General features: G+C 67.9%; 19 protein-coding genes and 5 pseudogenes. 9 read left to right on the forward strand and 15 right to left on the reverse strand.

Annotated features, from left to right (window positions below; all coding sequences use genetic code 11):
• Positions 1–256 precede the first annotated feature (256 nt).
• From ASC56_RS34680 to ASC56_RS34690, 3 genes are read right to left on the reverse strand one after another with little or no spacing between them, the layout of a single operon-like run.
• Entirely contained in the window at positions 257–4,021 is a 3,765-nt protein-coding gene (locus ASC56_RS34680; RefSeq protein WP_159039785.1) for a CHAT domain-containing protein, read from the reverse strand.
• Positions 4,018–4,968, reverse strand: coding sequence for a hypothetical protein (locus ASC56_RS34685; RefSeq protein WP_055495589.1), 951 nt, complete (start codon positions 4,966–4,968; stop codon positions 4,018–4,020). Before ASC56_RS34685 ends, ASC56_RS34680 begins: the two co-directional genes overlap by 4 nt.
• Positions 4,962–5,357 carry a hypothetical protein gene (locus ASC56_RS34690; RefSeq protein WP_055495590.1) on the reverse strand — a complete coding sequence of 132 codons (396 nt, stop codon included), beginning with the start codon at positions 5,355–5,357 and terminating at the stop codon, positions 4,962–4,964. Before ASC56_RS34690 ends, ASC56_RS34685 begins: the two co-directional genes overlap by 7 nt.
• 365 nt (positions 5,358–5,722) lie before the next feature.
• On the opposite strand from ASC56_RS34690, the gene ASC56_RS40245 reads away from it, so the two are divergent.
• A protein-coding gene (locus ASC56_RS40245; protein WP_234377213.1) for an IS5 family transposase occupies positions 5,723–6,516 on the forward strand; the annotation gives its coding sequence in 2 pieces (ribosomal slippage) (positions 5,723–6,055 and positions 6,058–6,516; 792 coding nt in all).
• Between the two features lie 58 nt (positions 6,517–6,574).
• On the opposite strand, the pseudogene ASC56_RS42505 reads toward ASC56_RS40245, so the two are convergent.
• Positions 6,575–6,732, reverse strand: a pseudogene (locus ASC56_RS42505) (glyoxalase/bleomycin resistance/dioxygenase family protein); the annotation flags it as partial.
• An 806-nt stretch (positions 6,733–7,538) separates the two neighbouring features.
• Here ASC56_RS42505 and ASC56_RS34705 point away from each other — a divergent pair.
• A complete protein-coding gene (locus ASC56_RS34705) occupies positions 7,539–8,096 on the forward strand; it encodes a DUF3291 domain-containing protein (RefSeq protein ID WP_055495592.1) in 558 nt (185 codons plus the stop codon).
• A gap of 141 nt (positions 8,097–8,237) precedes the next feature.
• Here the strand turns inward: ASC56_RS34705 and ASC56_RS34710 are convergent, their stop codons facing one another.
• Complete coding sequence (locus ASC56_RS34710) at positions 8,238–8,516, reverse strand: hypothetical protein (protein WP_055495593.1); 279 nt, start codon at positions 8,514–8,516, stop codon at positions 8,238–8,240.
• A 770-nt stretch (positions 8,517–9,286) separates the two neighbouring features.
• Between ASC56_RS34710 and rph the strand changes: the two genes are divergently transcribed.
• The gene (rph, locus tag ASC56_RS34715; RefSeq protein WP_055495594.1) at positions 9,287–11,881 is read left to right on the forward strand and encodes a rifamycin-inactivating phosphotransferase; all 2,595 of its coding nucleotides are present in this window, start codon (positions 9,287–9,289) and stop codon (positions 11,879–11,881) included.
• Between the two features lie 309 nt (positions 11,882–12,190).
• Here rph and ASC56_RS38960 read toward each other — a convergent pair.
• A pseudogene (locus ASC56_RS38960) lies at positions 12,191–12,449 on the reverse strand (chromosomal replication initiator protein DnaA); the annotation flags it as partial.
• 236 nt (positions 12,450–12,685) lie between these two features.
• Positions 12,686–13,195: pseudogene (locus ASC56_RS34720) on the reverse strand (TetR/AcrR family transcriptional regulator); the annotation flags it as partial.
• 20 nt (positions 13,196–13,215) lie between these two features.
• Here ASC56_RS34720 and ASC56_RS34725 point away from each other — a divergent pair.
• Positions 13,216–13,392 carry a hypothetical protein gene (locus tag ASC56_RS34725; protein ID WP_371330443.1) on the forward strand — a complete coding sequence of 59 codons (177 nt, stop codon included), beginning with the start codon at positions 13,216–13,218 and terminating at the stop codon, positions 13,390–13,392.
• A gap of 52 nt (positions 13,393–13,444) precedes the next feature.
• The gene (locus ASC56_RS34730; RefSeq protein ID WP_055495595.1) at positions 13,445–14,110 is read left to right on the forward strand and encodes a hypothetical protein; all 666 of its coding nucleotides are present in this window, start codon (positions 13,445–13,447) and stop codon (positions 14,108–14,110) included.
• Between the two features lie 61 nt (positions 14,111–14,171).
• Here the strand turns inward: ASC56_RS34730 and ASC56_RS34735 are convergent, their stop codons facing one another.
• Entirely contained in the window at positions 14,172–16,190 is a 2,019-nt protein-coding gene (locus tag ASC56_RS34735) for a hypothetical protein (RefSeq protein ID WP_159039786.1), read from the reverse strand.
• A gap of 584 nt (positions 16,191–16,774) precedes the next feature.
• Positions 16,775–16,996, reverse strand: a complete 222-nt coding sequence (locus ASC56_RS43335) for a helix-turn-helix domain-containing protein (RefSeq protein WP_371330445.1) — start codon at positions 16,994–16,996, stop codon at positions 16,775–16,777.
• An 18-nt stretch (positions 16,997–17,014) separates the two neighbouring features.
• Between ASC56_RS43335 and ASC56_RS34745 the strand changes: the two genes are divergently transcribed.
• Positions 17,015–17,206 (forward strand): hypothetical protein, encoded by a 192-nt coding sequence (locus ASC56_RS34745; protein ID WP_055495597.1) that lies wholly within the window; start codon positions 17,015–17,017, stop codon positions 17,204–17,206.
• A 274-nt stretch (positions 17,207–17,480) separates the two neighbouring features.
• On the opposite strand, the gene ASC56_RS34750 is transcribed toward ASC56_RS34745, so the two are convergent.
• The gene (locus ASC56_RS34750) at positions 17,481–18,464 is read right to left on the reverse strand and encodes a LysR family transcriptional regulator (RefSeq protein WP_063785052.1); all 984 of its coding nucleotides are present in this window, start codon (positions 18,462–18,464) and stop codon (positions 17,481–17,483) included.
• 215 nt (positions 18,465–18,679) lie between these two features.
• Here ASC56_RS34750 and ASC56_RS34755 point away from each other — a divergent pair.
• Positions 18,680–19,601, forward strand: a pseudogene (locus tag ASC56_RS34755) (NADP-dependent oxidoreductase).
• A 138-nt stretch (positions 19,602–19,739) separates the two neighbouring features.
• The gene (locus ASC56_RS34760) at positions 19,740–20,444 is read left to right on the forward strand and encodes a type 1 glutamine amidotransferase domain-containing protein (protein ID WP_055495598.1); all 705 of its coding nucleotides are present in this window, start codon (positions 19,740–19,742) and stop codon (positions 20,442–20,444) included.
• A gap of 28 nt (positions 20,445–20,472) precedes the next feature.
• Here ASC56_RS34760 and ASC56_RS34765 read toward each other — a convergent pair whose 3' ends face one another.
• On the reverse strand, positions 20,473–21,120 hold the full coding sequence (locus ASC56_RS34765) for a transposase (RefSeq protein WP_371330446.1): 648 nt from the start codon (positions 21,118–21,120) through the stop codon (positions 20,473–20,475).
• A complete protein-coding gene (locus ASC56_RS38970; protein ID WP_234377209.1) occupies positions 21,045–21,524 on the reverse strand; it encodes a winged helix-turn-helix domain-containing protein in 480 nt (159 codons plus the stop codon). The genes ASC56_RS34765 and ASC56_RS38970 overlap by 76 nt, the downstream gene beginning before the upstream one ends.
• A gap of 920 nt (positions 21,525–22,444) precedes the next feature.
• Here ASC56_RS38970 and ASC56_RS42510 point away from each other — a divergent pair.
• Positions 22,445–22,747: pseudogene (locus tag ASC56_RS42510) on the forward strand (transposase); the annotation flags it as partial.
• Positions 22,748–22,765: 18 nt separating this feature from the next.
• On the opposite strand, the gene ASC56_RS34775 reads toward ASC56_RS42510, so the two are convergent.
• From ASC56_RS34775 to ASC56_RS34785, 3 genes are all read right to left on the reverse strand, one after another.
• Positions 22,766–24,103 (reverse strand): beta-1,3-glucanase family protein, encoded by a 1,338-nt coding sequence (locus ASC56_RS34775; RefSeq protein WP_371330453.1) that lies wholly within the window; start codon positions 24,101–24,103, stop codon positions 22,766–22,768.
• A 192-nt stretch (positions 24,104–24,295) separates the two neighbouring features.
• Complete coding sequence (locus ASC56_RS34780; RefSeq protein ID WP_055495599.1) at positions 24,296–24,655, reverse strand: IS5 family transposase; 360 nt, start codon at positions 24,653–24,655, stop codon at positions 24,296–24,298.
• A gap of 365 nt (positions 24,656–25,020) precedes the next feature.
• On the reverse strand, positions 25,021–26,766 hold the full coding sequence (locus tag ASC56_RS34785; RefSeq protein ID WP_055495600.1) for a VCBS repeat-containing protein: 1,746 nt from the start codon (positions 26,764–26,766) through the stop codon (positions 25,021–25,023).
• Positions 26,767–26,829: the final 63 nt, after the last annotated feature.

Raw genomic sequence — 26,829 nt, forward strand, 5'->3', positions numbered from 1 at the left:
GGAACTCGTGCGGGAAATGCGCAGGCGCCAATGAGGGCCCAGGTCCGGCCGCCCACCGCCGCACAGCCATCATGGCCGCCCTCGCCGGGGCCGTTGGCGAGGCGGGAGGCGAGGTCGAGCCTGACTTCACCGCAGGCACACACGTGGACTCCTTGGCCGGCGGGCAGTAGAACGCCCCAACGGATGACCTTGACCAGGGCGGCGATGGTGGAGTGGAGGGATGCCCGTGCGTCGCCGGCCAGGGGTGCTGCGCGGCTCATGGCCCCAGGTGGACGAAGTGTGTCCAGCGACTGGGTAGCTGCGGCATCTTGTCGCGCAGCCCTCGCACCACGTGGTGAAGGGCCTCCGCGGCCTGGTACGGGTGGAACTCGTCGTCCGGCATGAGCCGTGGGTAGAGACCGCGAGTGATCAGCGAGGCATCCTCGTCTCCGACGGTCCACAGGGTTCCGACGACATGGCGGAATCCGCCGTGGCTGAGGGCCGTAGCGAAGCTGATCATCTCGTCCGGCACGCCGATGCTGCCGACAGCCGACTGGCAGGCTGCGACGAAGGCGAACTGCCCGTGGGGGTGGTCCAGAGCCGCCAGGTGGGCGATGGTCAGCATGCCGTCCCACAGTCGCAGACCGCTTCGTGCGGGCTGCCACGGATCCCAGGCTCCGTGGCAGCCCATGTGGAGCCAGGGATGCCGACGGACCGCCGAGACGACGGCGTGGGTCGTGGCGTCCGGGCCGTCGAGGACGGTCGTGCGCCCCTCCCCGAACAGTGCCGCGAGCGCGTCCCGGTCCCTGGCCACGCCGCGCAGGGGCGGCTCAGCGCCGATTTGTACCACGCTCGTGATCAGCATGCGTTCCTGGCGGTGTTCGGACGCGGTGTCCTTCTCCGCGTCGGACGCGGCATTGCCGCGGTGGACCGCGGCGAGCGCGGCGAGGGTCGGCGTGTATGAGGAGACGACTCGGTCCATGACCGTCCGTCCGCCGCCCTCGGGACCGTGGTGGCCGGCCGCGTGCAGCGGCAACCATGTCGTCGTTCCGGTCGGACACCACCACAGACGGGGCCACGGCTCGCCGGTCCCCGGAGCCCGGTCGAACCCGAGGGCGGTCAGAACCGGTTCCGCGATCGTGTCCCACATCCACTTGTGCATGTCGGTGATGGTCTTCTCGAGCCGGTGCTGAACGGCTATCCCCGCATCACCGTCCGCGTCATGAAGGGTGCCCAAGTATTCCGTGATTCGCTCGACGGCCTTTGCGTCGTCGACCGGAAGCTCTACCGCCTTGGTGCGGTCCGTGGTCACCAGGATGGCGTGGTTCCCCCAGCCGCCATGGTGCAGGTTGATCATCACCACGGGGCCCGCGGCGGCGGCCGTACCCGGCTCCATGGTGGCGACGTGAGGGAAGGTCTCGAAACCCGGCACGGCGCGCACGCGGGCGACGACGGAGTCCCAGCGCATCGCCAGAGCGATCCGGCGGTCTGACGTCCCGACGCCCGTCGGTCCCAGCTCCTCCTCCGAGTCGTCATCCGGCATGTCCGCGAACTCCCCTCGTATCGCCTCCAGTTCGTCGGCCAGTTCGGGCGCGGCCGCGCGCAGCGCCGACAGCTCGGAACGGTCCTGTGACCGCTGCGCCCACAGAATCCCTCTGCCCCGTTCGAGAAGGTCCACCGCGCGGGCAGGGTCACCGGCCGCGATCGCGGCGGCGGCCGCCGCGCTGATCAGTCCCGCGGATTCGCTCAGCAGACGCTCTTGGGTTCGCCGGCCCGCACCCCGCCAGACCAACGTCGGCAGCAGGTCGATCATCGCTGCGAACGGCTCCAGGGCGGTCGCCGGATTCCCACTGCGCCTCACTTCGTGCACGCCCCAGTTCCGGGCGGCCTCCATGCGGATGTGCGTGGGCGCGTCGGACATACCCGTGAGGGTGCGGCACAGGTCGATGGCCTCTTGGCGTGTCTGTGTCTGAGAGCGGTCGAGTTGGAAGAGATCCCACAGCCTCAGGGCCAGATTCAGCAGCGCCTTGGGGCGCTCGTACGCCCCTTCCGGGGCGGCCTTCAGCGCCTGCCGGACGAGTGCGATTCCCTCGGCCATCGTCTCAACCGACGACGCGGCGTCGGCAAGGGCATGCAGCGTGTTCGCGACCGACATGATCCGGCGCCAGCGGTCTGGGTGCGTCGGAGGCGTGCGGTTCAAGGCCCTGCGAGCCAGGGCGAGAGCGCGGGCGCCGTCCGTGGGAGTGCCATCGCGCTGGAATCGGTTGCGGAGCAGCGTGCCGAACATTGACGCCCCCAGTGCCCAGTCCGGGGAGCCCTCTTCGGTTGCCTCGAGCGACGCTCCGGCTTCCTCGATGGCTTCGTCGAGCAGTGCGTGGTCCTGGTGCGGGGTCCGCTGGTACATCGTCATCAGTGCCTGGGCGAGGGTGTATCTGACCGCGGGGTCGCACCGCTTGGCCGTGACGGCCTGTCTGCCGAGCTCGATCGCCTCGGTGAGGTCGGTGAGTGTGCCGCGCGCCTCGTAACGGGTCTTGAGCGCCAGCATGAAGTTGTTGAGACATCCCTCACGGACCGCGGGCCCTGCGGTGGCCAGGGATTCACGTCCGCGGCTGACGGCGGCTTCCAGGTCGCTCCACTGTCTCTTGAGCTGGAAGCGGGTTCGCAATGCGACCGACAGGACTGACAGCGCCATGGCATATCGGCTGTCCCCGGTCGGCATGTGGTGTACGACCTGCTCAGCCAGGGTCACCAGTTCGTCGATGTCCTGCTGCCGCTGGTCTTGCAGCTGGACGTGGTCTGTGCGCATCTGCAGGGCGATGGTGAGGGTGAGAGCGGACTCCAGCCAGTCGGCCGCCGAGCGTGCCGCCTCCTGGGCTTCCCTGGCCGCACTCACGGCTGCTTCGAGATGACCCTGATCTCCCGTCGTCTGGAATCTCTGGATGAGCAGATGGGCCAGCGCATCGAGCGGGCGGGCTCGGTCGGGTCCCTCGCCGCCGACCGCCCTCAGTATGTCGGCCAACCGGTCCAGAACCGTCGTCCGACCGGTCAGCCGTGCCAGGTGGTGAGCCGTGCGAGTCAAGTTCCGGGCCAGGTCATGGTGCAGGGACGTTCCGGGGGCGGCGCTGTGCAGGGCGCGTTCGCCAGCGTCAGCGGCCTTCCGGTAGTCGGCCACGGCTTGCGTGTGCTCGGCCTTGGTCCCCAGTGCGGCCGCCAGTGAGACCAGCAGTGCCGTCATGTCCGGATAGCCGGTGCTCTCGGCTAAGGCGACTGCCTCCCGCAGCAGCTTGACGGCTTCCTCGACGCCCCGCTGATCGTCCTTGGCGCGCCCTTGGGCCGTGAGCGCGTTGGCCAGGGCGGACAAACAGGTGATCCGCAGGTCGGAAGTGGTGCACTCGTCCAGGGACCGCCGTGCGAGCCGCACCGCTTCTCCCACATCCTCCGGGTTGCCCACCCGCTCGTACCGGGTGCGGAGCAGAACGGCGGAGTAGGCAAGACACAGCGGGTGGTAAGGGTGGCCGACGGTGATGCGTTCGGCGAGGGCCGCCATCCGGCCGATCGCTCTGTCGAGAGCCGTCGGGTCGTTTCGGTCGGTCCCCTCCTCAAGGATCAGACCTGCCACGTGTGCCGCCGCCTCCGGCGGCTCGGGCATTCCGCGGCTTGCTTCCGCGCTCTGGCGCAGCAGCTCCACAAGTTCCGGCGGTACCAGCCCCTGGGCGATGTGCTCCGGAGCATTGTCCCAAAGCCAGGTGAACACCCTCAGCGCCTCAAAGGTGTCCTGCCCGCGGTCGTCGCCTTCCGGCCCCGCCAATGCACGGTAGTAGTGGATCCAGCCGACCGCGTGCCTCGCCGTGATCGCCGCTACCGGATCCTCGGCCTGGTCGGCGAGCCTCCTGACCTGCCGGGTCGCTTCGACGACCTGGGAGTCGAGGATCGGTCGCGGGTCCTGCCACTCCCGCCACACGTCGATGCGTTTCCACAGGTCGTCCACCAGCGCGCCGAGCGTGTCCGGTTGCCGCTGTGCTTGAAAAGGGTCTTCTGTCACCGCAGCGTTGTCCTTCCTGCGATCGGCGGGGGCTCGGCGTCGGCGAGGGAGATCCAGTCCTTGCGAAGTCGTTGACTGATGGCGAAGCCGACCTCGCAGGTGAGGTCACCAGCGTGCGGGACGCCGAGTTCGGTGGCGAGGTCCGTGCCGTACAAGTCGACCGCGGACTCGGTCAGTTCGGCCAGCGCCGCGACAGCGGCACGGGAACGCAACCATGCCGTGGTGGCGGCGACGAGGGCGACCAGCTCCGCGGGCCACCACCTCGTGCCCAGCGCGGCGTAGAGCACCGCCCATCCCCACAGGCGCGCGGATGCCGTATAGGCATCGTGGGCGGCAGCCAGTTCGGTCCGGGCCGTGTCCGGCATCACCAGCCACAGCCGCGGCCAGGCGGTACCGAGATCGAGATGGTAAGCGTCGCGCACGCGCGTGTCCGGTGCGTGCAGCCGATCCCCAACCCAGGTGGGGTATCGCGGCGGCACGAGGCTGATCCTGTCTCGCGCGACCATCTTCGACCGTACCTGATCGGCCGCGGTGTCGGTTGCGGCCGGGCCCACGGCGGCGGAGACGGCTGCCCCCAGCCGCCTGCCGGCCGTCTCCCACCGCCGGCGCCGCCGGTCGGCGAGCCAACTCAGTGGCCGGCGATCGCCTTCCAGCGACCACAGGAGCTCAACGGCGCTTCCGAGGACGGTGGCGGCCAACCCGGCCAGAGCGGATGCGGCGAGCACTGCGCACACGACGAGGACGGTGGTCGCCGTGTCGAGGGCGTGCGTGGAGCCCGCCCGACCGGTCATCCACGTCCGCAGAGCACCGGGGTCCAGTGCCTGCCGGTGCCCGAGTGCCCCGGCGACCGCCGTGGCACCGACGAACAGCAGTCCCGGGCCCACCAGCACGCTCACCCAGCGCTCCGCGAGCCTCTTGCCGAGCTCGTCGAGCAGGGATGTCACCATCGAATGTGCTTACGCGTCAGTGCCACACCCGTCACCTCGCACGTGGGTGGCTCATCGAGAGCGTCGGCGACAGCGTGCCAGCGGCTGCACCGTCCGGCCGGGCAGGCCCAGACCTCGATCGTCGGAAGGCTCCCGGCAGAGGAGGCAGGCGAGGCCCGGTACTGGCGTCTGACCGTCGGGGCGAGCCCGCCCGCGACTCCGTACCGGATCAACGCCTCGTGGAGCTCAAGCAGTGCGGCGGCCAAGCGCTCCTGCCCTGCGTCGCCGCGTAGTTCGGCCAGGATCCGGTCCAGGGGTTCGGTCGCCCCGGCATCAACAGCGATCGACCGCAGCCCGCCACCGCCGAGTTCACGGCAGACGGTTGCCAACAGCTCACCGAGTTCGGCCATCCAATTCCCCCGCAGCCCCGGCCGATGGCGAACCGGCCCAGCCCTCAACGCCCGAAGCCACAGTAGCGACGCAGCTACTCCCAATCGGACACTTCTGAAGAACTGGCCAGAAGTAGATCCATGACGGACAGAAGCGATCCCGGTGCCCAGTAAGGGATCCTTGCACTATGCCCGCCCGGGTCGCGTGGTCTGGCACCGCACTTCGCCGCGTTGCCGAAGAGCCCTGGTAGCTCCGCTACAAGGGCTCTTCGGCGCCTTGCGATGCACGGCACCAGACCACGCGACCTCATCGGCGCTCACAGTGCAAGGACCCCTAAGACGTCGTCTCATTTGGAGAGGATCGGTAGCCTGAGTGCGTGCTGATCGTGGAACGCTTGGTGCCGGACGAGTTGTACGAACTCCTCCAGCGGGTGGTGCCTCCTGCTCCGACACGACAACAAGGCGGGGGCAGACGACGCTACGGTGACCGTGAGGTCCTCGCGGCGATCATCTACGTGGCCACGACGGGCTGCACCTGGCGGCAGTTGCCACCGGTCTTCGGTCCGTCGGGGCCGACCGCGCACCGCCGGTTCACCGAGTGGACCGCCGCCCGGGTCTGGGCCAAGCTCCACCGCCTCATCCTCGACGAACTGGGCTCGCGCGGGGACCTGGACTGGTCGCGCTGCGCCATCGACTCGGTGAACATGAGGGCCCTGAAAGGGGGGAGCTGACAGGTCCGAATCCTGTCGACCGGGGCAAGAAGGGCTCGAAGATCCACTTGATCACCGAGCGGACCGGTTTACCCCTCTCCATCGGCATCTCCGGAGCGAACCTCCACGACAGCCAGGCGCTCAAGCCGCTCGTCCGGGGCATCCCGCCGATCCGCTCCCGCCGCGGGCCGCGCAGGCGGCGGCCCGCCAAGCTGCATGCGGACAAGGGGTACGACTACGACGACCTGCGCCGATGGCTCCGCGGGCGAGGCATCCGGCACCGCATCGCCCGCAAGGGCATCGAGTCCTCCACCCGACTGGGCCGGCACCGCTGGACCATCGAGCGCACGATGTCCTGGCTCGCCGGCTCCCGCCGCCTGCACCGCCGCTACGAACGCAAGGCCGAACACTTCCTCGCCTTCACCGCCATCGCCTGCAGCCTCATCTGCTACCGCAGACTTACCAAATGAGACGACGTCTAAGTCACGTGCTTGCCCCTGTCCGGTCGTGAGTCGCTTGGGTCGCTGGTCAGCTGCCGCAGGCGGATGCGGTGGTGGCGGTCTCGGTGGTCGGGCTGGTGCAGCAGACGTCGCCGCCGGTGACCGGACTCTTGCCGAGCTGGTCGGCGTCGGCCTTGACGACGTAGACCTCCCAGGCTCCTTGCTGGGGCCGTGGACCCAGACCTCGCCAGGGCGTGGAGGCCGCCCGGCCGATCCGCGAGGAGATCCGGGTCCGAGTGCTCGGTCTGCTCGCCGAGCTCGGGATCAGCGTCGACGGCGTGTGAGCACTGGCCGGCTGGCTCTGTCGATGACGAAGAGCAGCGTATGTCCGGCAGTTCGGGAGGCGCTGCCCGCGCCGAATGTCCACGGCTTTGGACAGCAGCTCGGTGGTGACCGGCGAGGCGCCGTCGGCCGCCCGGCCGGCGCTCGGAGAAAGAGCGCTGGGTACGGGCGCAGGTGGCAGCCAGTAGCACTCCGTTGCCGGGTGTCGGTGCGGGTGCCTCCCATTCTCGTCGACAACGACATCCCGGCGCGGCAGGTGCCTCCCGCGGTCGTCAACAACTGCTGTCGTGAGACGTCGATATAGCCAGGCTGGCCGTCCTTTGACAGCGAACCCAGTCGCTGCGTCATCCAACCCAGTCGACGCCGCTGGCGTCGCCCCGGCACACCAGCTTGAGCGGAGCTGTCGATGCTGCTCCTCCGCCGTTGCGGGGCCGATGCGGACTTCCACGACGGCAGGCAGCGCCACCGCCCCAGCTCCCGGAAGGACCTGTGCAAGAGGCCACTTGGACAGGGAAAACGCAACTTCGACATGGCCCGCAGAGGCAGCTACCTTCACCTGGTCTTCGGCGATCGCCCACGGTCGCACATGAGTTCCCCGCAGGTTGAGCCACCCGCGACGGGATGGGTTGGTCACGCCCCACGAATCCTCGCCCCCATGCGTAAGCCACCGAACCGGGTCCACACCAGGCCCCCCAACCAGGGAGAGACGCATGCCCCATCTTGCTCTGTACACATTCGGCGTCCTGAAGTCACCTCTCGCCGATCCCGCACCTCTCACGCGCGAGTTCTACGACAGTGGTGAGGCCGTCTACCGGAAGATCAGTCAGCACCCCGGATACCTCGCGCGTGCTGAAACGGTAGACGGTGACCGGGGCATGCTCTTCGAGGCGGACTGGGGTGCATGGGGAGAGTTCGCCGTACCGACCTGGTACGGCAAGGGCCATACGGTGGAAACCACCGCCCTGGCCGCGACCCTCTCACTCTGGACCGACCTGCGCCCCGCCTTCGACGCCGTCTACACCGGTCTGCACCGTGAGTCGCTGAACAGGCGTTACGACTGGTTCGAGAGGACAGGGCACCCGAATTACGTGTGCTGGTGGGTCTCCGACGGCGTGATACCCACCTGGCGGGACGGGGTTTCCAGGCTGGAGCACCTCCACGACCACGGCTCCGCACCGCACGCCTTCACCTTCCACCACTCATTCGCCCCGGACGGAACTCTGACCAGGATCAAAGGCATCGGGCCGAAGAGCGACCAGGTTCGCTGACAAGGAAGCCTGAACGACTGGATTCGCTGTCAAACGGCTCGATTGAATGACGGCGAACAGCAACGGCCTGGCTCTGTTCACGAGTACCGGTTCTCGTGAACAGAGCCAAACGGCTCCGACTCCCCGTCACGGACATGTAGCCTATGAGTCGTCGCAGTTCAGAGCCCGTTCACGAGCTCCTCGGGTCGGTAAAGTCGAGTTTAACGACAGATAGGGTTTCTCCCTCGGCAGGTGGTGGAGCAGGCCTGAGAGGATTACGCGGTCGGTTTCGGTGAACGCGGGCTTGCCGACATGGTGTTGCAGCACCAGCAGCTGATGCCGAAGCGGCAAGATCTCGAGGTCTTTGTCCCGATCGTTCATCGGCAGCAGGCACAGCAGCGTGACGGCGGTGATGGTGACGTAGGCCAGTCGCAGCAGCATGACAGATCGTCATGCCGTCCCTGCCCCTCCACATGTGCGGATAGCCAGGAGGTCGACGGGCACGACTCAAGATCAGCGATCAGGTCCGCCACCTAGGCGAAAGATCTATCGGCACCCGCAGCGCCGGCCGATTTGCGCCACGCAGACCGTCAAGCGTCCGTTTGGCGAGCTTGGCCCAGCACTCGCGTGGCGCGACGACCTCCGGGAGATGGCGGCGCGCTCGACGTTCGGGCCTTGCCGACAGCGGAAAGAGCTTCTGGTTCCGCGGCTGCACCCGTAGGCCGATGGGACATCCGCCTGGGTCAACGACGCGTACCCGTACGCGGCGCGCCACCGCTTCGCGAGAAGCTCGTCAGTTCCATTGGACGGCAAAAGGCAAAGGCAAGGAGAGCTCTCTCCTTGCCACTCTCAACGTATAGCGCATTGGGGGGCTTGCCGCAAGACCCGGGTCACGGCGCAGAATCGTCGGCCGATGCCACAACCTGCGGAAGGGGCGGGCACGACGTGCGTGTGTTGTTGTCGACGTATGGGGGCGCGGTGACGTCGAACCAGCGGTGGGACCGCAGTGCAGTTGCGGGTGCTCGGCGCGGAGGTGCGGGGGTGCGGGGGTGCGGGCCGCCCGACTGGGCGGAGCGGCCGGCCGACTCGTCAGAGGGAAGGCAACCAGGGATGAGGACGTGCTCGACAAGAGATTCGACAGAGTTGGAGGCGCTGGTGATTCGATCGGCCATCGCAGTGCAACGGAGCACGGGCGCCTCGGGGGTGTCGCAATGATTGAGCAGTACGTGTTGGATCTTCAAGAGGTTGACGCGGTGCAGGTCGCGGTCGTTGGCGGCAAGGGCGCGCACCTGGGCGGGCTGTCGCGGATCGAAGGCATCCGCGTGCCGGGTGGCTTTTGCGTGACGACGGACGCCTTCCGGCGGATCATGGCGGAAGCGCCGTCGATCGACGATCGGCTCGATCAATTGTCGCGTTTGAACCCGGACGACCGGGAGGCGATCTGCACGCTCAGCGCGCAGATTCGTCGGACCATCGAAGGGATCGCCATCCCGGACGATCTCGCGGCGGCGATCACCCGCGCGCTCGCCCGGCTCGGCGAGCAAGCCGCCTACGCCGTCCGATCCAGCGCGACGGCAGAGGACCTGCCGACGGCCTCCTTTGCCGGCCAGCAGGACACGTACCTGAACGTCGTGGGGCCGACGGCGATCCTCCAGCACGTCAGCCGGTGCTGGGCCTCGCTGTTCACCGAGCGGGCCGTGACCTACCGCCAGCGGAACGGCATCGACCACCGTACGGTCCACATGGCCGTGGTCGTGCAGCAGATGGTCTTCCCGCATGCGGCCGGCATCCTGTTCACGGCCGACCCCGTCACGGGCAACCGGCAGGTCGCCACCGTGGACGCCGGCTTCGGCCTCGGCGAGGCCTTGGTCTCCGGCCTGGTGAACCCGGACGTCTTCAAGGTGCGACACGGCGAAGTCGTCGCCAAGGCGATCGCCGCCAAACAGCGTGCCGTTCACGCCCTGCCGGCTGGCGGTACGCAGGAAACGGCGATCGACTCGCAGTGGCAGGAGCAGCCGGCGCTGACGGATGCGCAGGTCGTGCGGCTCGTGCAGCTCGGGCGGCGGATCGAGGCGCACTTCGGCCGTCCGCAGGACATCGAATGGTGCCTGGTCGACGATGGCTTCCAGATCGTTCAGAGCCGGCCGATCACGACGCTGTTCCCCATCCCCGAGACCGGCGACCAGGAGAACCACGTCTACGTCTCCGTTGGTCATCAGCAGATGATGACCGACCCCATGAAGCCCCTGGGGCTCTCCATGTGGCAGCTGACGGCCATGGTGCCGATGCACGAGGCGGGCGGGAGACTGTTCGTCGATGTCACCCGGCGCCTGGCCTCGCCCGCGAGCCGCGCAAGCCTCCTGGACGTCATGGGGCGAGGCGATCCGCTGGTCAGGGACGCTCTGGAGACCGTCCTCGACCGCGACGATTTTGTCCCGTCGCTGCCGGACGCGGGTCCCGGCGGGCCGCCGGCCGGTGCGTCCGCCCCGATCGAGACGGATCCGGCCATCGTCACCAAGCTGATCGAGCGCAGTCAGGTGTCCATCGCCGCCCTGGAGCGCGACATCCGGACGAAGACCGGACCGGCGCTGTTCGACTTCCTGCTGGAGGCCTTCGAGGAGCACAAGCGAGTCCTCAGTGATCCGCTGAACCTTCAGGCGATCATGGCGGGGATGGAGGCCACGTGGTGGCTCAACGACAAGCTGCAGGAGTGGCTGGGTGAGAAGAACGCGGCTGACACGCTGACGCTGTCCGCCCCCGACAACGTCACGTCGCAGATGGGACTGGCGCTGCTCGACGTCGCGGATGTGATCCGCCCGCAGTCGGAGGTGGTGGCGTTCCTGCAGGGTGTCGAGGACGAGGGCTTCCTGGACGAGCTGGCGAAGCTCGCGGGCGGGACCGAAGCGCGCGACGCCATAGAGGCCTACCTCGACCGGTACGGCATGCGCTGCGTCGGCGAGATCGACATCACGAGGCCACGTTGGCGCGAGCGCCCTACCACGCTCGTGCCCGTGATCCTCGACAACGTCAGGAACTTCGAGCCGGGCGCCGCCGAGCGGCGCTTCGAGCAAGGGCGGCAGAAGGCGCAGAAGAAGGAACTGGACGTGCTCTCACGCTTGCGGGCCCTGCCGGACGGGGACCAGAAAGCCGCCGAGGCAAAGCGGATGATCGACCGGGTGAGAACCTTCATCGGGTACCGGGAGTACCCGAAGTACGGCATCGTCAGCCGCTACTTCGTCTACAAGCAGGCCCTGCTGGAGGAGGCCGAGCGCCTCGTGCAGGCCAACGTGCTTCCTGAGAAGGAGGACATCTTCTACCTCACGTTCCAGGAACTCCACGACGTCGTGCGCTCGAACCAGGTGGATGACCAGCTCATCCAGCAGCGCAGAGACGCGTTCCGGTCGTACCACGCGCTCACACCGCCCCGGGTGCTCACATCGGATGGTGAGGCCGTCACCGGGGCGTACCGGCGCGACGACGTGCCGGCCGGCGCCCTGATCGGTCTACCGGTCTCCGCCGGGACCATCGAGGGAAGGGCCCGCGTCATCCTTGACATGGAGCAGGCCGATCTCGAAGCGGGCGACATCCTGGTCACGACCTTCACGGACCCCAGCTGGTCGCCGCTGTTCGTCGGAATCGCGGGCCTGGTGACGGAAGTGGGCGGCCTGATGACCCATGGCGCAGTGATCGCCCGGGAGTACGGCTTGCCGGCCGTCGTGGGCGTGGAGCAGGCCACCCGGCTGATCCGGGACGGGCAGCGGATCCGCGTGCACGGAACGGACGGGTACGTCGAGATCCTGCCTTGACCGACCACACCGAGAAGCCCCATCCGCAGCTTCCGACTGAACAACGCCAAGCAGTTGCTGACCACCCCACGACCGCCGCCCGCAACGCGCTCTCTCGGTGAGGTCGTTGAGTTGCTGGCGGGTCATTCCGTTCAGGGCGGGGTCGGACAGTGAACCGCCCCGGTTCGAATGGAGGCTCCGGACTGTCCCGAGTTGGGTGGAGGCGAGTTGCTTGGTTTCAGGCTACCGGCGGGGTGCGCCAACGTCGCGGCACCGTGCCGCACGTCGTGGAGGCGGACCGGGGTTGAGGTCGTCGTGGTCGTGGCCGTACACGCGGCCGCGCGAGGTGCCGCACAGGTCCTCGACGGTGAGGCCGAAGTAGTCGGCGGTCGCCGCCTTGATGGCCGTCGCGGTGATCTCCGGGGCCGCGTCCTCGCCGCCGTGGATCAGGCCCTTGAGGACGATCTACGTCAGCCCCAGGGTCCACCGGCTGCCGGTTGAGCGACGCGAACGCCGTCACCCGGATCAGAACGCCCTCCTGCTCACGGATGTTGCGCGCGATCCGGGAGGCGATGAACTCCAGCACATCCAGCAGGGCCCTTGGAGAACTACGCCACGCGCATGGAGCCTTGTGCTCCTTGATGGAGGTGATGTTACCGGCGGCCTCGGAGTCTACGAACAGGTTCAACTGTCGTCAGTTCGTCGTGGTGTCCAGCCGGATGGTGACCGTAGGTCATCTCCGGCGGCGTACCGGCTCCAGATCCCTTCGCTCTGCCGCTGGGGCTCGGCGGGACAGCGCCGGGCGGGGTCGAGTCCAGGCTGAGGTCAGGCCGTGCCGGTGAAGGCTCTGGAGGGGCAGGTGACGGCCCAGGCGGCCTCGATCATCTGGAAGATCTCGTCCACCGCGGTCTCCGGGTCGGCCGCCTCCCTGGCCAGTGAATAGGCGTCGATCACGAACCTCGCGATCGTCCGGCAGGCCGTTGTGGTCTGTGGCGAGTCCAGATCAGCGGCGATGGCGGTGGCCAGGGACTCTGCATGGCGCAGCCTCATCGACTCCTCGTACTGCCGCAGGGCGGGTGATGCGTCGATCATGCGCCAGACGGGGGCAGTGCTGTCCGCCGTGCAATGTCGCACCAGGGCCTGGATCTCGCGGCGCAGTGCGGGGATGAGCGGCTCATGCGGCGCCCGGCCGGTGACCGCCTGCGTGAGGCGTTGCTCGAAGTCTTCGTCCTGCTCGAACACCAGGGCCTCTTTCGAGGCGAAGTGGGAGAAGATCGTGGTGACGGCCACGTCCGTCTCAGCGGCCACCTCACGGATACCCACCGCGTCGTACCCGATTGAGACCCCGGCGGGCATTGACCGCCCGGGCGTATCGCGTCGGTAGCAGCGGTACGGCGGTCAACGTCGTCGCTCTCGACCGGCTCGAGGCCCTCGTCCGCAACCGGCTCAAACACCTCCAGCACCGGCCCGACGCCCTCGACGGCTTCATGGCCGGCACCGGCCTGGCTCCCGGAGATCCAACGTCACCTTGACCAGCCGAAGTCGCTAACGTGTGCGCGACGGTCGAGGAGAGGGGTCGCCGCGATGACTGACAACAGCTTGGGGTGGATCGGCGAGCACTGGTACAGCGGTGCGATCGCCAAGGACGGGATGCTCTCGGACATCAGCCTCACGGCGGTGCGGGGCCTGGACCCGGTGGACTTCGTGGTGCGCCTCGGCGCCGACCGCGGCATGGCCGAACGGCCGCCGTTGTTCAAGGACTTCGACAGGCTGAGCGTCAACCTGGGTGACAGCGTGGCGATGTTCGGGCGCAGCGGCGAGTGGACGTACGTCCTGGAGGTCGAGCGGTCCACCTGGCACCTCGTCTTCCTCGACCGGCTGGGCCAGGACACCTTGGTGGAGCAGGGCGACGAACTCGTCTGCCTGGACCGCTTCCTGCACGAGCACCCGTGGGTGTGCTACATCGACGCAGCTGGCGAAGTGAGTTCCGGCGAGCCCGGTGACAGCCTGCTGGAGACCGCGGTCCCGCCCAGGGACCGGCTCGGGACGTTCTCCGCACTGGACGCGGCCATGCGCCGGGCCGGGGCGGTGCGGGACACCTTCCCCGGCTGCGAGGACCCCGAGGACGAGGACGAGGAGTTGGCGAAGCGGCTGTTCGCGGCGGTGGGCGAGCATCTCGGGCTGTCGCTGCCGCGTCAGGAGATCGAGCTGGGGCTGCTGCCCGCGGTGCACCTGCCCTCGCCGGTGTGAACCGGTAGCAGCGGGGGCGCCGCGCCCTCGCGGCGCGGCGCCCCCTGTGAGCGGGGTGGTGCTACTGGTTGTTCGCGGTCATGGTGCACTTCACGGTCGTGCTGTCGGCGGCGCACGCCGCGCGCATGTTCGTGTTCAGCCAGTACGGGTCACGGTCCAGCAGTCGCTGGTTCGCGTTGAAGGCTGCGAACCCGGCCATCGAACCGCTGTTGTCGTTCCCGGAGATCGCGGACCGTCCGCAGACCTCCTTCCACGTCGGCACGAGGCCGTCGATGTTGAACAGGTGCACGATGCCGTCCTGCTTGTTCGCAAGGGTCTGCACACAGGCGTCCCCGCTGCTGACCGGGTTCAGGCCACCCGCGAGCGAGGGCATCCCGCCGCTGTTGTAGGTGGCGTTGAACGCGAACTCGTCGCAGTTCAGCTCCTTGTCCGTCGTGCCGTTGAGGGCGCTGGTGTCGCCGTTGGCCGCCGCCCATCCGGTGGGGCAGATCACCGTCCGGTTGCCGCTGATGTCACCGTCGGGCAGGAAGTACAGCGGCTTGCTGTCGGCCTTGCTGCCGGGGTGGTTGGCCAGCTTGTGCTGGATCAGCCAGGCGTGCGACGAGGCTTGCGGGTACTTCGCCGCGTTGAAGGTGTAGGTCGACACGTAGCTGTGGAACACGCAGCCGATCGTCGGCACCTTGTTGATGATCTTGGTGTTGTCGCATCGGATCTGGTCGGAAGCTCCGCCGTTCTCCAGGTCGCCGCCCGCGACGTCCATGAAGACCGCGGGGGTCGTCTGCACCGTCTGGCCCGGGATCTTCGGGTTGCCCTGCAGTGCGACCGCGACGCCGAGCTTCATCACCTGCGGCTTGGTGGTGTTCGGTCCGGTCAGGTCCGGCCCCCAGAGGTAGGAGGCGTCCGCGGTCACGCTGTGGTGATCGCCGGGCACCCATGCGGCCGCGCCCGTCCAGCCGCTGACGTTCTGGACGCCGCAGTTGCCGGAGGGCTCGCAGTCGATCTTCGGGGCGTCCAGGGTGAACGCGGGGATGGTTGCCGGAACGTCCACGTCGGTGACGTTGATCCGCTCGGTGATGTTCCCGGACTTCGGGTCGAGTTGACGCTCGTTGACCACCAGCGCCTTCACGGTGCCCACGGGGACGTCGTTGAGGGACGCCTCCCACGCCATGGTGAACGACGAGCACTCCTCGAAGCGCGTGGTCCACAGCCCCGCCCGCGGGTTGGCCGGGTCGCAGCCGCTGACCAGGGACGACTGCGCGGCGGTGCCGCGGTGGAGGGTGAAGTTACGGCCGTCGTAGGGCTCGGCCTTGCCGCATACCTTCACTCCGTCGGAGGAGGTGGTGCAGCGGGTCCCGAACGTCCCGGGGGCGACGGAGCGGTCACGGCTCGGGCCGGCCGTGGTCTTCCACGGAGAGGGCGGCGCCATCGTGTCCGTGTACGGCTGGGCGGACTGGTCCGGATTCTGCGCCGAAGCATCGGGGTTGGGCAGGGTCAGGTCGACGGGCATCGTGACGCGGAATCGGGCCCAGGGCGACCACGACGTCTCGTACAGGCCGCTGTCCTTGGCGTAGGCGGAGGTGTGGAAGACGTAGTCGACGTTCGGCTTCAGCCTTCCGGCGCCCACGGTCACGGAGGCGGTGGAGCCGGACTTGACGAAGTCGGACACCAGGACGCCGTACTGGTTGTCGCTGATCTTCACCTGGGTCTTGGCGTTCCCCGAGGAGTCGGCGGTCCAGACCTCGAAAGTGAGGTTGGCCGTGCTGCCGTCGGCGTTGGTCACGGTGTTGCTCAGCTTGACCCTGGGTGTGGTGACCTGCCAGACACCGGCGGTGTCCTTCTTGCCCGGCCCGGCCGAGGGGTTCTTGCCCGACACCGGCCGGGACGCTGCGGCGACGGCATTCATCGCGGGCCCGGCGGCCGGTCGGGTCGACGGTGCGGCGTTCGGATTCAGGTTGCGGTCGAAGCCGCCGCCACCGTCGGCCGCGGTCGCCGTCGCCACCCCGGATCCCAGGAGCAGCAGCGCCGCGGTGCCGATGGTTATCCGGTGAAGGATGTGCTCTCTTCTGGACGTACCAGGCAAGACGTTTCCCTTCTGGCTCTGCTCTCCGGGTCCCTCGGGGCAGAGCTGGGTGCTTCTTAAGTTCTTCCCAGACACGGTGTTGGTCCTCTCGCGCCGCTCGCGCCCACCGGCAGCGACTCGTATGACTGCGACATGCGTTCGATGCCGCCGCACATTCCTATGTCGACCCGCACATGACAAGCCACCAGATAAATCGCGACGAACCACATAAAGGGGCCCAACTCGACTGTGACCATCCCCACGGTTTGGCCATGGTTGTGCACCAGCCCGTGAAGGTTCCACGGGGATCGACCGGGAGGCACCGCGGTTCCGCGGCGCCGGTGACGCGATCAGCGGGTCGACGAGCTGCCCGCCATCCGGCCGTAGGCCCGCCCTCCCGTTACGTCCGGCCAGGGGGTGGTGGGAGCCGACGAGGCGGCCGGCAGCTCGCGGCGCAGGAGGGAGCAGGCCGTTGCTGACTGCGGCTGCTCAAGGTGACGTTGGATCACCGGGAGCCAGTCCGGTGCCGGCTATGAAGCCGTCGAGGGCGGACAGCGCGAGCCGCTCGGCCCCCGGGAGGCCAGAGCCTGCGCGCCGCCGTCCCGTCACAGCTGGTGCCAGTGGTAGGCCGACTTGCGGCTCACCCGCAGGCGCCGTGCGACCTCCATCGGCTTGATCTTCTGCTCGAACAGCTCGGCCGCTCCCATCCGTACCGTCTCCCGGCGCCGCCGTCCCGAAGCGGACAGCCCGCCACCATCCCCGTACCTGACACACCACGGGGTACAGCCACCGCTTCGTGCCCGTCCGGGACTTTCGAGGAAGTTCACCCTGACGAGCCGAAGTCAATGACCAGTCAGCGGTCGACTGCTCGCCGCGAGCTGGGCGACCCGTCCAAGCTCATCGACACCACCCTGAACTATCTGCTGGGCGCCGAGCAGCCCATAGTGGTGCCCGGCACCGACCTGCCCGACCAGGCCGGCAAGGAGCCCACCCCGGAAGCCAAGGCGGCGGCCGACCTGCAGGTGAAGCTGCGCTAGAGATCTTTAACGGTGCGGGTTACGGGTCGTGACGGCTGTCGTGGGCCGCGTTATGCCGGAGGGATGAGGTATCCCGATAGTGGCGGGCTGACCGCGGAGGAACGGGCTCGGCGTGAGCGCATCCGCTTGGCGGCCGTCGGGTACTGCTGGCCACTTCAAGGTGCTCGCACGCGGGCGCTCCAGGGGCTCGGTCCCTCGCAAGTCCTTGTCGGGTCATGCGTGTTGGCCACTGTTCAGTTCGGTTGGCCACCTGGGGCAGGCTGGCTGGCCAACCCTATGCATCTGTGGATGGTCCGTTCAGGTCAGGCTTCCTGTGGATCGAGGCGGGCCATGGAGCCGCTGAGCCGATTCGCCAGGCCTTGCCGGCCGCCAGCAGATGCTGGCGGACGAGGATCAGGTGTGGGTTGGTGGGACTGCCCGGGCGCTGGACGAGGTAGGCGGTGTTGATCGGGGGGTCCTCCGGCTGGTGGAGCAGTTGCAGGACACCGGAGGCGAGTTCGGTGCGACACAGGTAGCTGGGCAGGACACTCCAGCCGGCGCCGGCGGTGACGGCGGTGAGGACGCCGCGCAGGTCGGGGATGGTGATCGCGGCCTGGGCGTGCAGGCGGCGGTTGAAGACGTGGCGCCAGTAGCGGCGGGCGATGGGCAGGTCCTCGGTGTAGGCGATCAAGGGGAGGTCCTCCAGGGCAGCGGGCAGCTGCTGTCCTTTGAGCTGTTCGGCCCATGCCGGGGCGGCGACCAGGACGAACTCCTCGTCGGCAAGGAGTTCGGCGTGCAGCGTCCGGCCACTGGGCCGTCGGGTGGCGACGACGAGGTCGTGTCGTCCTGCCCGCAGTTCTTCGAGTAGCGGTTCGGTCAGTCCGATGGCCATCCGCAGCCTGACTCCCTGCGCGACCAGCGGAGCCAGTACCTTGAGGCCGGCGCCGCTCAGGAACTCCGCCGGCCCCGCCAGGTGCACCGGTGCCGGGTGGTCGCTCGGCCTCTCGCCGGTGATGCCGGCCAGCTGGTCCATGGGAACCGACAGTTGCGTGGCGAGCTCGTGGGCGTGAGGCAGCGGGGTGACGCCGCGTGCCTGGCGTTCGAACAGTTCACGGCCCAGGTGGTTCTCCAGCGTCCGGATCTGCGTGGTGACGGTGGACTGCGACAGTCCCAGCCGACGCGCGGCGGCGGTGAAGGATCCCAGGCGGTGCACTGCGAGGAAGGTGCGCAGCAGGTTGAGGTCCAGCGGACCGGACCCAGGGGTGTCCTGATCGCTCACGGTGTCGAGCCTACGAGATCCGCATGGCAGCTACCGGCCGCCAGTCCCGTATCAGGCATCGGTTCATCGATACCTGATACCGGTGTTTTCATTGGTGCGGGTACGTCGGCGGTTTTAGATTCGAGACGGAAAGCACTCAGCTGCCTGACCTCACACGCGCCAGTCCTCCCCACTCGGCCGGGATGCGCCGACTGCTCGGAAAGCCATCGTGAATCATGAAAGCCATTGCACTCGAACGGTACGGCTCGTCCGACGACCTGCGGCTGATTGACCTGCCCGATCCCAAGGTGGCGCCCCGGCGAGGTCCTCGTCCGTGTGAAAGCGGCGGGGGTCAATCCCGTCGACTGGAAACTCGCCGCCGGGTACCTGGATCCGATCATGGAGGTCCGGTTCCCGCTGATCTCCGGCTGGGACGTCGCGGGCGTCGTGGAACGGGTGGGGTTCGATGCCGGGGAGTTCGCCGTGGGGGACGAGGTCTTCGGCTACGTCCGCAAGGACTGGGCACAGAACGGTGCGTACGCCGAGCTTGTCTCCGCCCCCGTCCGCGCCCTGGCCAGGAAGCCTGCCGCGCTCAGCTGGGAGCAGGCCGCGGGGGCGCCGCTGGCGGGGCTCACCGCCTACCAGAGCATCAAGCGGGTCGGCCTCGGCAAGGGCGAGACCGTGCTGATCCACGCCGCGGCGGGCGGTGTCGGCTCGCTCGGCGTCCAGGTCGCCGTCGCGTTCGGCGCCCGGGTGATCGGCACCGCGAGCGAACGCAACCACGGCTTCCTGCGTGAGCGCGGCGCGGAGCCGGTCGCCTACGGGGGCGGGCTCGTCGAGCGCGTACGGGAGCTGGCGCCCGACGGCGTGGACGCAGCCCTCGATTTCGTCGGCGACGGCGCGGTGGGTGTGTCGCAACAGCTGCTCAAGAAGCGGGACCGGGTCGCGTCGATCATCGATGGCGAGGCGGGAACGAAGGGTGGCCACTACGTGTGGGTCCGCCCGGATGCGGCCGACCTTGCGGCCCTCGCCAACCTCGCCGACGCGGGCAAGCTGACGGTGCCTGTGGAGCACGCACTGCCGCTGGCCGAGGCGGCTCAGGCGTGGCGCCTGAGCCAGGCGGGCCACACCCGAGGAAAGATCGTCCTGACCGTCTGACATCGCCTGCGGTGATGGGCGCTGTGGCCGGTACTCAGCGCCAGTGATTGGCGGGCCCGCAGTGATTTGTACCTGCCGAGACGATGTTGTCGACCGAAACTCCCCACACAGGGGCAACCAACAGTTAGAGGGAATGTCATGCCTGCAGCCACGAACAAGATCCTCATCATCGTGACCAATGCCGACGAATACCAGAAGGTCGGTCTGCGGACCGGACTCTGGCTCGGAGAGTTGACCCATTTCTGGGACTTCGCCGAGGAGCGCGGGTTCGCGATGGACATCGCGAACCCGTCGGGTGGCAAGATCCCTCTCGACCCGGAGAGCCTGACGCGGCAGATGCTGGATGCCGAGGGTACCGGCAAGCGATACCTGGACCGAGACTTCATGGACCTCCTGAAGGACACCATGAAGGTCTCCGACACGCATGTCGACGACTACGACGCCATCTACCTCACCGGCGGCCACGGGGTCATGTTCGACTTCCCGCAGAGCGAGGACCTGGAAACCCTGATCGCCCGGTTCTACGAGACCGGCCGTGTGGTGGCGACCGTCTGCCACGGCGCAGCCGGCCTGCTCAACGTCACCCTGAGCAACGGTGAGCCTCTGATCAAGGGCAAGCGGGTCACCGGGTTCTCGTGGCCCGAAGAGGAACTGGCGAACCGGGCGGAAGCGGTCCCCTACAACGTCCAAGAGGACCTGAAGAAGCTCGGTGCCGACTACAGCACGGCTGCCCAGCCCTTCGCCCCGTATGTCGTCGAGGATGGGCGCCTGATCACAGGACAGAATCCGTTCAGCGCCAGGGCAGTGGCCGAGGCAGTCGTCAAACAGCTGGTCGCCGAATGAGGGCTCTGCGGCGATATTCGAGGCCCGCTCATGTCTGCTGCCCCGTCGAGCTCGAAGAACTTCGATGGCTGAGGCTACGGCGATTGGAGGTCGAGCCCGGTCTTGGCGACGAAGCCCTCGATGAGGCGGGGCGGTACTGCATCCGTTTGAGCCGCGTCTTCACCAACGCGGTGAGCTGGTCGAGGCCGTGTTTGGTGAGGTTGGCCAGCGACCTCTTCAGGTGCGACCACACGCCCTCGACGGGGTTGAGCTCGGGAGCGTAGGGCGGCAGCTCGTGGACAGTCAGCCATAATCGGGCGTCGATCAGCTCACGCATGGTGTAACTGACGTGCGTGTTCAAGTTGTCCCACACCAGAACGATGGGGCCGCCGAGCTGCTGGTGCGCTGCATCCAGCAGGCGGGCGTAGTCGGTCTCGGTAAAGCCCTTACGGCGGCCCTTGGCAGGACCGCGGTCGAGGTGGAGGCGATAGATCAGCCGGGGCCGGTGGCCGACTTTGGTGCAGATCAGCGCCGCCATCGAAACACGTTTGGTGCCTGCGGCGGTGACCCGCACCACCGGCGTGTGGCCCCGGCGGCCCCAGGTACGACCCTTGGGCGGCATCAGGCCCTGGCCAGCCTCGTCCTCGAAGCAGAGCCAGGCGCCCAAGTTCGCCGCCCTCTCTTTACGATTGGCCACTGCTCGTCCTTCCAGGCGGCGATCTTCACCTCGTCCCGCTCAGTGGCCTTGTGGGAGGGCACCTGCACGCTCCAGCCGATACGGTGCATCAGCAGGTCCAGCCCGGCCAGGGTGTACTCGACGCCGAACCGGCGAGGCACGACCTCGGCGATACGAGCCAGCGTCCAGCACTGGTCGGAACAGCCGGCGGCGGCCGGGCCGGCATCCAACACCAACTCCAGAACACGCAGTTGTGCCGCATCGAGCTTGCAGCGGGCGCCGCTGGAGCCCTTGGAGGCCAGGGCGTGCCGACCACCGGAAGCCAACGCCCGCCGCCAGCGGTTCGCCGACATCCGGGTCACCCGGAACCGGCGGGCAACCTCCCAGTCACTGGCCCCGGCCTCGATCGGATCGGCGGCCGCCAAGCGGACCCGCTCACGCCGAGCCCGGTCCTCCGCGGTCAGCCCGCCACTATCGGGCTACCTCATCCCTCCGGCATAACCCGGTCCACGACGGCCGTCACAACCCGACGTAACCCACCCACACCGTTAAAGATCTCTAGTAGTGGGCCGACAAGGAGCTGCTGCCGCTGCGCATCCAACTGGCCGAGCGGTGTGTGCCCCAACTGGCCCGGGCGGGCCGAGGGCCAGTTAGAGCTCGTAACACGTGTCTAACCAGCCGAAGCAGCGCGTACGGTTCGAACAGTGTCAGCGTCGAGGGGGGTCGGCATGGCCATATCGGCTTTCGGCGAAAGCAAAACCGCTGCCAACTGGGCAGCGGATGACCGCTGCGTCGTGTCAAAGGGCGTTCTGGAGCGCCGCCTATGTGCCGGCTGGGATCCCGAGAAAGCGATCACAACCCCATTCAGGGGGCCCGCATGGCAGTCGACGAAGCGAAGCTCCCTTGAAGAGGATCGCGCGAAGCCGGCGCAGTACACGTACATCCCTCCAGAGCCACCGGCCAAGCCGCGCAGGAAGAAGTCGCGGGGCGTGGGCGGGCCCCTGAAAAGAGTCACCGAGCTGGACCCGGGCTGGCGGAATGCGCCGCCCCGGACGGTGACTCCCGTCGATGGGCAGAGCTCCAGCATAAGAGCGGTCCCCGGTGGCTTGCCCTCACTGGGAAAGCGGCGCTGACTCGCGTCACATCCACTCTCAGTGAGAGAAGCCAGCTGCGGGTCATCGAAGCTACGCCACCCGTATCCATCGTGGCGGCCGAGGTTTCGATCACTTTCGGAGTGATCCCTCGCGTCCGAGGGGTCCAGGGACCACCATCCCGGACATCGGCCTGTACCGGCAGACCTCGAGGAGTCCGCCGAGTACCCCCGGGTCTGGTATGGGCCAGCCCAAAGCCATCTGTCGTGACCGCGGACAAGGCCTACAGCTCCCGCGGATTCCGCAGCTACCTACGACGACGCGGTATCGCTCACACGATTCCTGAGAAGACTGACCAGCAGCGGCACCGGCATCATCCCGGGAGTCGCGGTGGCCGACCACCGACCTTCGACCGGGAGATCTACCGCCGACGAAACCTCGTCGAGCGCTGTTTCAACCCCCTGAAGGGCTTCCGCGGCATCGCCACCCGGTACGACAAGACCGCCACCTCCTACGAAGCGGCGGTCACACTCGCGTCGTTCCTGCTCTGGGCAAGGTCCGTTTGGAGACGGACCCTAGTAGCCGACTGCGACCTCCATCCATTGCGGGTTCTGCATCGAGGTGTAGGCGGCCTGGCCGGCCACGTCGTCGTAGGGGAAGCCGTAGGCGAGGTGGCTGATGGCGTGGTCGTGCCAGTACTTGGCGTACCAGTTGGCCGGGTCGCCGGCGTAGAACCGGGCCGGGTCCTGCTGCTGGGCAGCCGGCAGGTCTGCGGTGTGCCGGTTCAGCGCCGCGCACAGGCCGGCGTTCGCCGCGAGGGAACCGGCGCATCCGAAGATGTTCGAGGTGGGCTCGTTGACGCCGACCGAATTCGCATACGCGGTGAAGTAGTTGGCGTTGGCGCCGCCTGGGCGGAAGCTCGGGTCGCTGCCCGGGGCGATGATGCGGTACGGCGCCTGAGTCTGAGCCAGTACTTTGAACTGCTGCGGCACGGAATTCTGGAAGCTCTGGAAGACCTGCTGGCGGCTCATGGTGAACAGGTCCTGAGAGTCGCCCAGTTGGACGCCCTGACCGCTGTGCGAGTGCAGTCGGATGGCCAAAGGCAGTCCCCAGGCGTCCACGCGGGTCGTGTTGCCGTTGAAGTCGGCGGTACCGCTGGTGAATTCGATGAAGTCGTAGTTCTGGCTGTTCGGGGCGCCGACGTAGAAGTACATGCGCTGGGCGGGCCCTGCGACGATGTCGAGGTAGGGCTGTTCGGCAATCGAGTGGACCTGACCGTTGTAGCTCCAGTAGACCTGGCTGTCCGGGTAGGCGCCGTTGGTCCGGTTGAGGACCTTCACTTTCATGACGGCCGATGAGGCCGGGATGTCATCGGTCGTCCCCCAGAAGTTGTCCGGCGGCGTGGTCCCGGAGCCGCCGTAGACCTGGAACTCGTACAGCGAATAGCCGTACGGGGTGGCGCGTTGGGTGCCGTACATCCGCACATACCGGCCGGAGGCGGTCACGTTCAGGTTCTGTACACCGCCCGTGCCTGTGGTGGTCGAGTAGACGGTTGTCCACGGGCCGCTCGGGCTCGTGGCTGTCTGGATGGTGAAGGCCTTGGCATACGCGGCCTCCCATTTCAGGGTGACCTGCGTGATGGGCTGCTCGGATCCAAGGTCTACTTGGATCCACTGAGGGTCGCTGAACGCGCTGGACCAGCGGGTCTGTTCATTGCCGTCCACCGCCTGGGAAGCAGGGAAGGACGCGTTCTCTGTGGAGGAGGCGGTGACGGGCCTGCCCTGGGAGAGCAGCGTTCCATCTGCTCGGGCCGGCGAAGGCGAGACGGCGTTGATGGCCAAAGCGGCGATCAACGCCAGGAGGACGGCGAGGATGGTCTGGGGGCGACGCCGCGCACTGTGCGGTATGACGATGTTTAACACGGTCGTACTCCTCTTACGGGTGGGGGCCGTGACGGAGACCGCAAAGACAAACGCTTGCTGGCGAGTGATGCTCGCAAGCACCCGCGCGTGAGTCAATGGTCTGTACCTAAGAGGCCAAAGCGGCCCATGCAGGGTTCGGGGGTCGAACGGTCACAGCGGGCCGCCTGCCGCCATCGCGGTGAATCACCCCGCCGCTGCGCCGGTCGCGTGACGGGCGGCATGCTGGTGAGCCCCCCGGACGATGGTGGAGTCGACCTGGACCAGCCAGTCGATGTCACCGGCGGCGTCCGCCTGTGCCTGAATCTGTTGCAGAGCTCGGGTGAACACGCCGTCGAGGGCATAGCGGCGGAAGCGGGTGTAGACCGTCTGACATGACCCGTAACGTTCCGGCAGGTCACGCCACGAGATGCCAGTACGGATCTTGTAGACCATCCCGTTGATGACCCGCCGGTCCTCCACCCGCGGCCATCCCGTGGCCGCGTGAGGTATCAGCGAAGCGAGTAACTCCCACTCCCCATCGGTGAGTTCATGACGACGTATCAATCCACCATGACAAGCGGCGCAACGTGGTGGAACTTGGGCCCGTTGTCCGCCGTGGTCGGCCCGACCATGAGCCCGACCGCGGTGGACAAGGGGTGCATGGACGGCCCGACCACGGCCCCTTGACCGGGCGGCCCGCTGCCGGAATGTGCGGCCCGCGTTTTCCCTTAGACCATCCCTGCGACCAGGCGTCGTCGGAGTGCGGTCAAGGGGGGCTTGTGCATGCTCCTCCCTCGGTCACCGCCCCGGTTTGACGCCGACCTCGTCCGTGTCAGGCAAGGGTGACGGGGCGTTACTCACTTTCGGTTGACGGACGGGACAGCGGTGGGGCGGTGCAGCGCCCGGTCGCCGTGGTCGGGTGATCGGGTTCAGATCAGGGTGTTGTAGATGCTCCAGCCTGTGCCGATCTTCGTGGGGGCGGCGAAGGGTGCGGACGGGTTGCCGGTGCCCTTGCAGAGCCAGAGGACTCCGTTGTGGTCGACGGCGAGCAGGTCGGCTTTGCCGTCCCCGTTCATGTCGTAGGTGCTGAGAAGGGTGGTGTAGGTGTTCCAGCCGGCGCCGAGGCGGGTGCGGGCGGTGAAGGGGGCGGTGGGGTTGCCGGTGCCTTTGTACAGCCACAGCACGCCGTCGTGGTCGCGGGCGAGGAGGTCGGGGTGGCCGTCGCCGGTGAGGTCCGTTCCACCGGTCAGTGCGGTGTAGGTGTTCCAGCCGGCGCCGAGGCGGGTGCGGGCGGCGAAGGGGGCGGTGGGGTTGCCGGTGCCTTTGTACAGCCACAGGACCCCGTCGTGGTCGCGGGCGAGGAGGTCGGGGTGGCCGTCGCCGGTCAGGTCGCCCGCGCCGACGAGCGTGTTGTAGGTCTGCCAGCCCGTGCCGACGCGTGTCCGCGGCGCGAAGGGGACGGTGATGTGTCCGGTGCCTCGGTAGTACCAGAGGACGCCGGAGGCGTCGCGGGCGACGAGGTCGCCGGTGCCGTCGGCCTTGAGGGCGGACAGCTTGGTGATGGCGTTGTAGATCTGCCAGCCGGTGCCGGCCTTGGCGCGGGGGGTGGCGTGGTTGTACTGGGGGGTGGGGGAGGCCTGGTACTGCCACAGAACGCCGGCGCTGTCGCGTCCGTAGAACGCGGCTCGGGCGAAGGCCGGAACCACGTCGGAGGTCAACTTCAGGTCCTCCCGCCAGCCGCCGTATTGGGTGCCTTGGGCATCACGTACCTCGATGGCTCCGGTCAGCGTGCCGGCCGGCAGTCCCCAGGCGGCGTTGAAGTGGAGGTACTGGTCCTGCTGGGCATGGGACTGCCAATCGCTGAGGGGAGGCAGCTCGACGGCAAGGGAGCCGTCGGCGCCGAACGTCCACGTGCCTGGGGTGAACTGCTGGTCGTCGGCGGAGTAGCCGACCGTGAGGGCGGATGCGAGTTGAGTTGCGGTGTAGCCGGCGTTGGCGATCTGCTGTGCGGTGAACACGAACCGGGTGCGGGTCGACTGGGGTGGCGTCTTCATGGCTATCTGGAAATTCAGCCGTTCGTCGACGGGGCGGGTGTCGCCCGTGGCGACCACGAGTGAAGTGTTGTACTCGGTGTAACCCTGGGGGCTGTGCCAGGTGGGGCTGAGGTAGGGGTGGTTCACGAAGATCCGTGCGTCAGTGCCGAGGCTGGAGTGGGTGATGACGCTGTCGGAGGCGCCGTCGATCAGGTAGGCCCGGACAGGGTTGAACTCGTACGCGGGGTAGCTGGCGCTGACGTGGAGGTGGATGACCCCGCTGGCCAGCGGAGCGCCTTTGACGCCGTTGTGGTCGCTGTCGTCGGCGCCCATGAGAACGTAGTTGGTCCGTGCCTCGTGGACGATGGGGAGTGTGTTACCGGCATCGTCGGTGAAGTGCAGGTTGTCCGCGGAGTTGCTGCTGGCGAGTTCGAGGCGGATGTAGGCGTCGGCGGCCGGCGGCGCCTTGACGGTGACGTCCATCTCACCGGCCGGGCCCCACAGGTCGATTCCGCCGTTCATGCTGACGGCGATGGCGGGAGCGGCGGGGTCCGCGCTCGCGCTCTGCAGCGGCGTGAGGCCGACACCGGCTCCGAGGGCAGCGACGGCAAGTGCGGTGCGGTGGCGGCGTGGTATGCGCACGGGTGGTTCCTCTCGAAGGTGCTTCGCTCGGATGCTTGCCGGAGCTCGGGGAGCCGGCAGCGA

This window comes from Streptomyces sp. TP-A0356, from assembly GCF_001417775.1.
Taxonomy (GTDB): Bacteria; Actinomycetota; Actinomycetes; order Streptomycetales; family Streptomycetaceae; genus Streptomyces.

Excerpts from the sequence above, each read along its gene's own strand:
- ASC56_RS34685 (WP_055495589.1), bottom strand. The coding sequence starts at position 4,968 with ATGGTGACATCCCTGCTCGACGAGCTCGGCAAGAGGCTCGCGGAGCGC.
- ASC56_RS34690 (WP_055495590.1), bottom strand. The coding sequence starts at position 5,357 with ATGGCCGAACTCGGTGAGCTGTTGGCAACCGTCTGCCGTGAACTCGGC.
- ASC56_RS34705 (WP_055495592.1), top strand. The coding sequence starts at position 7,539 with ATGCCCCATCTTGCTCTGTACACATTCGGCGTCCTGAAGTCACCTCTC.
- ASC56_RS34710 (WP_055495593.1), bottom strand. The coding sequence starts at position 8,516 with ATGCTGCTGCGACTGGCCTACGTCACCATCACCGCCGTCACGCTGCTG.
- rph (WP_055495594.1), top strand. The coding sequence starts at position 9,287 with ATGATTGAGCAGTACGTGTTGGATCTTCAAGAGGTTGACGCGGTGCAG.
- ASC56_RS34730 (WP_055495595.1), top strand. The coding sequence starts at position 13,445 with ATGACTGACAACAGCTTGGGGTGGATCGGCGAGCACTGGTACAGCGGT.
- ASC56_RS34745 (WP_055495597.1), top strand. The coding sequence starts at position 17,015 with ATGACCAGTCAGCGGTCGACTGCTCGCCGCGAGCTGGGCGACCCGTCC.
- ASC56_RS34760 (WP_055495598.1), top strand. The coding sequence starts at position 19,740 with ATGCCTGCAGCCACGAACAAGATCCTCATCATCGTGACCAATGCCGAC.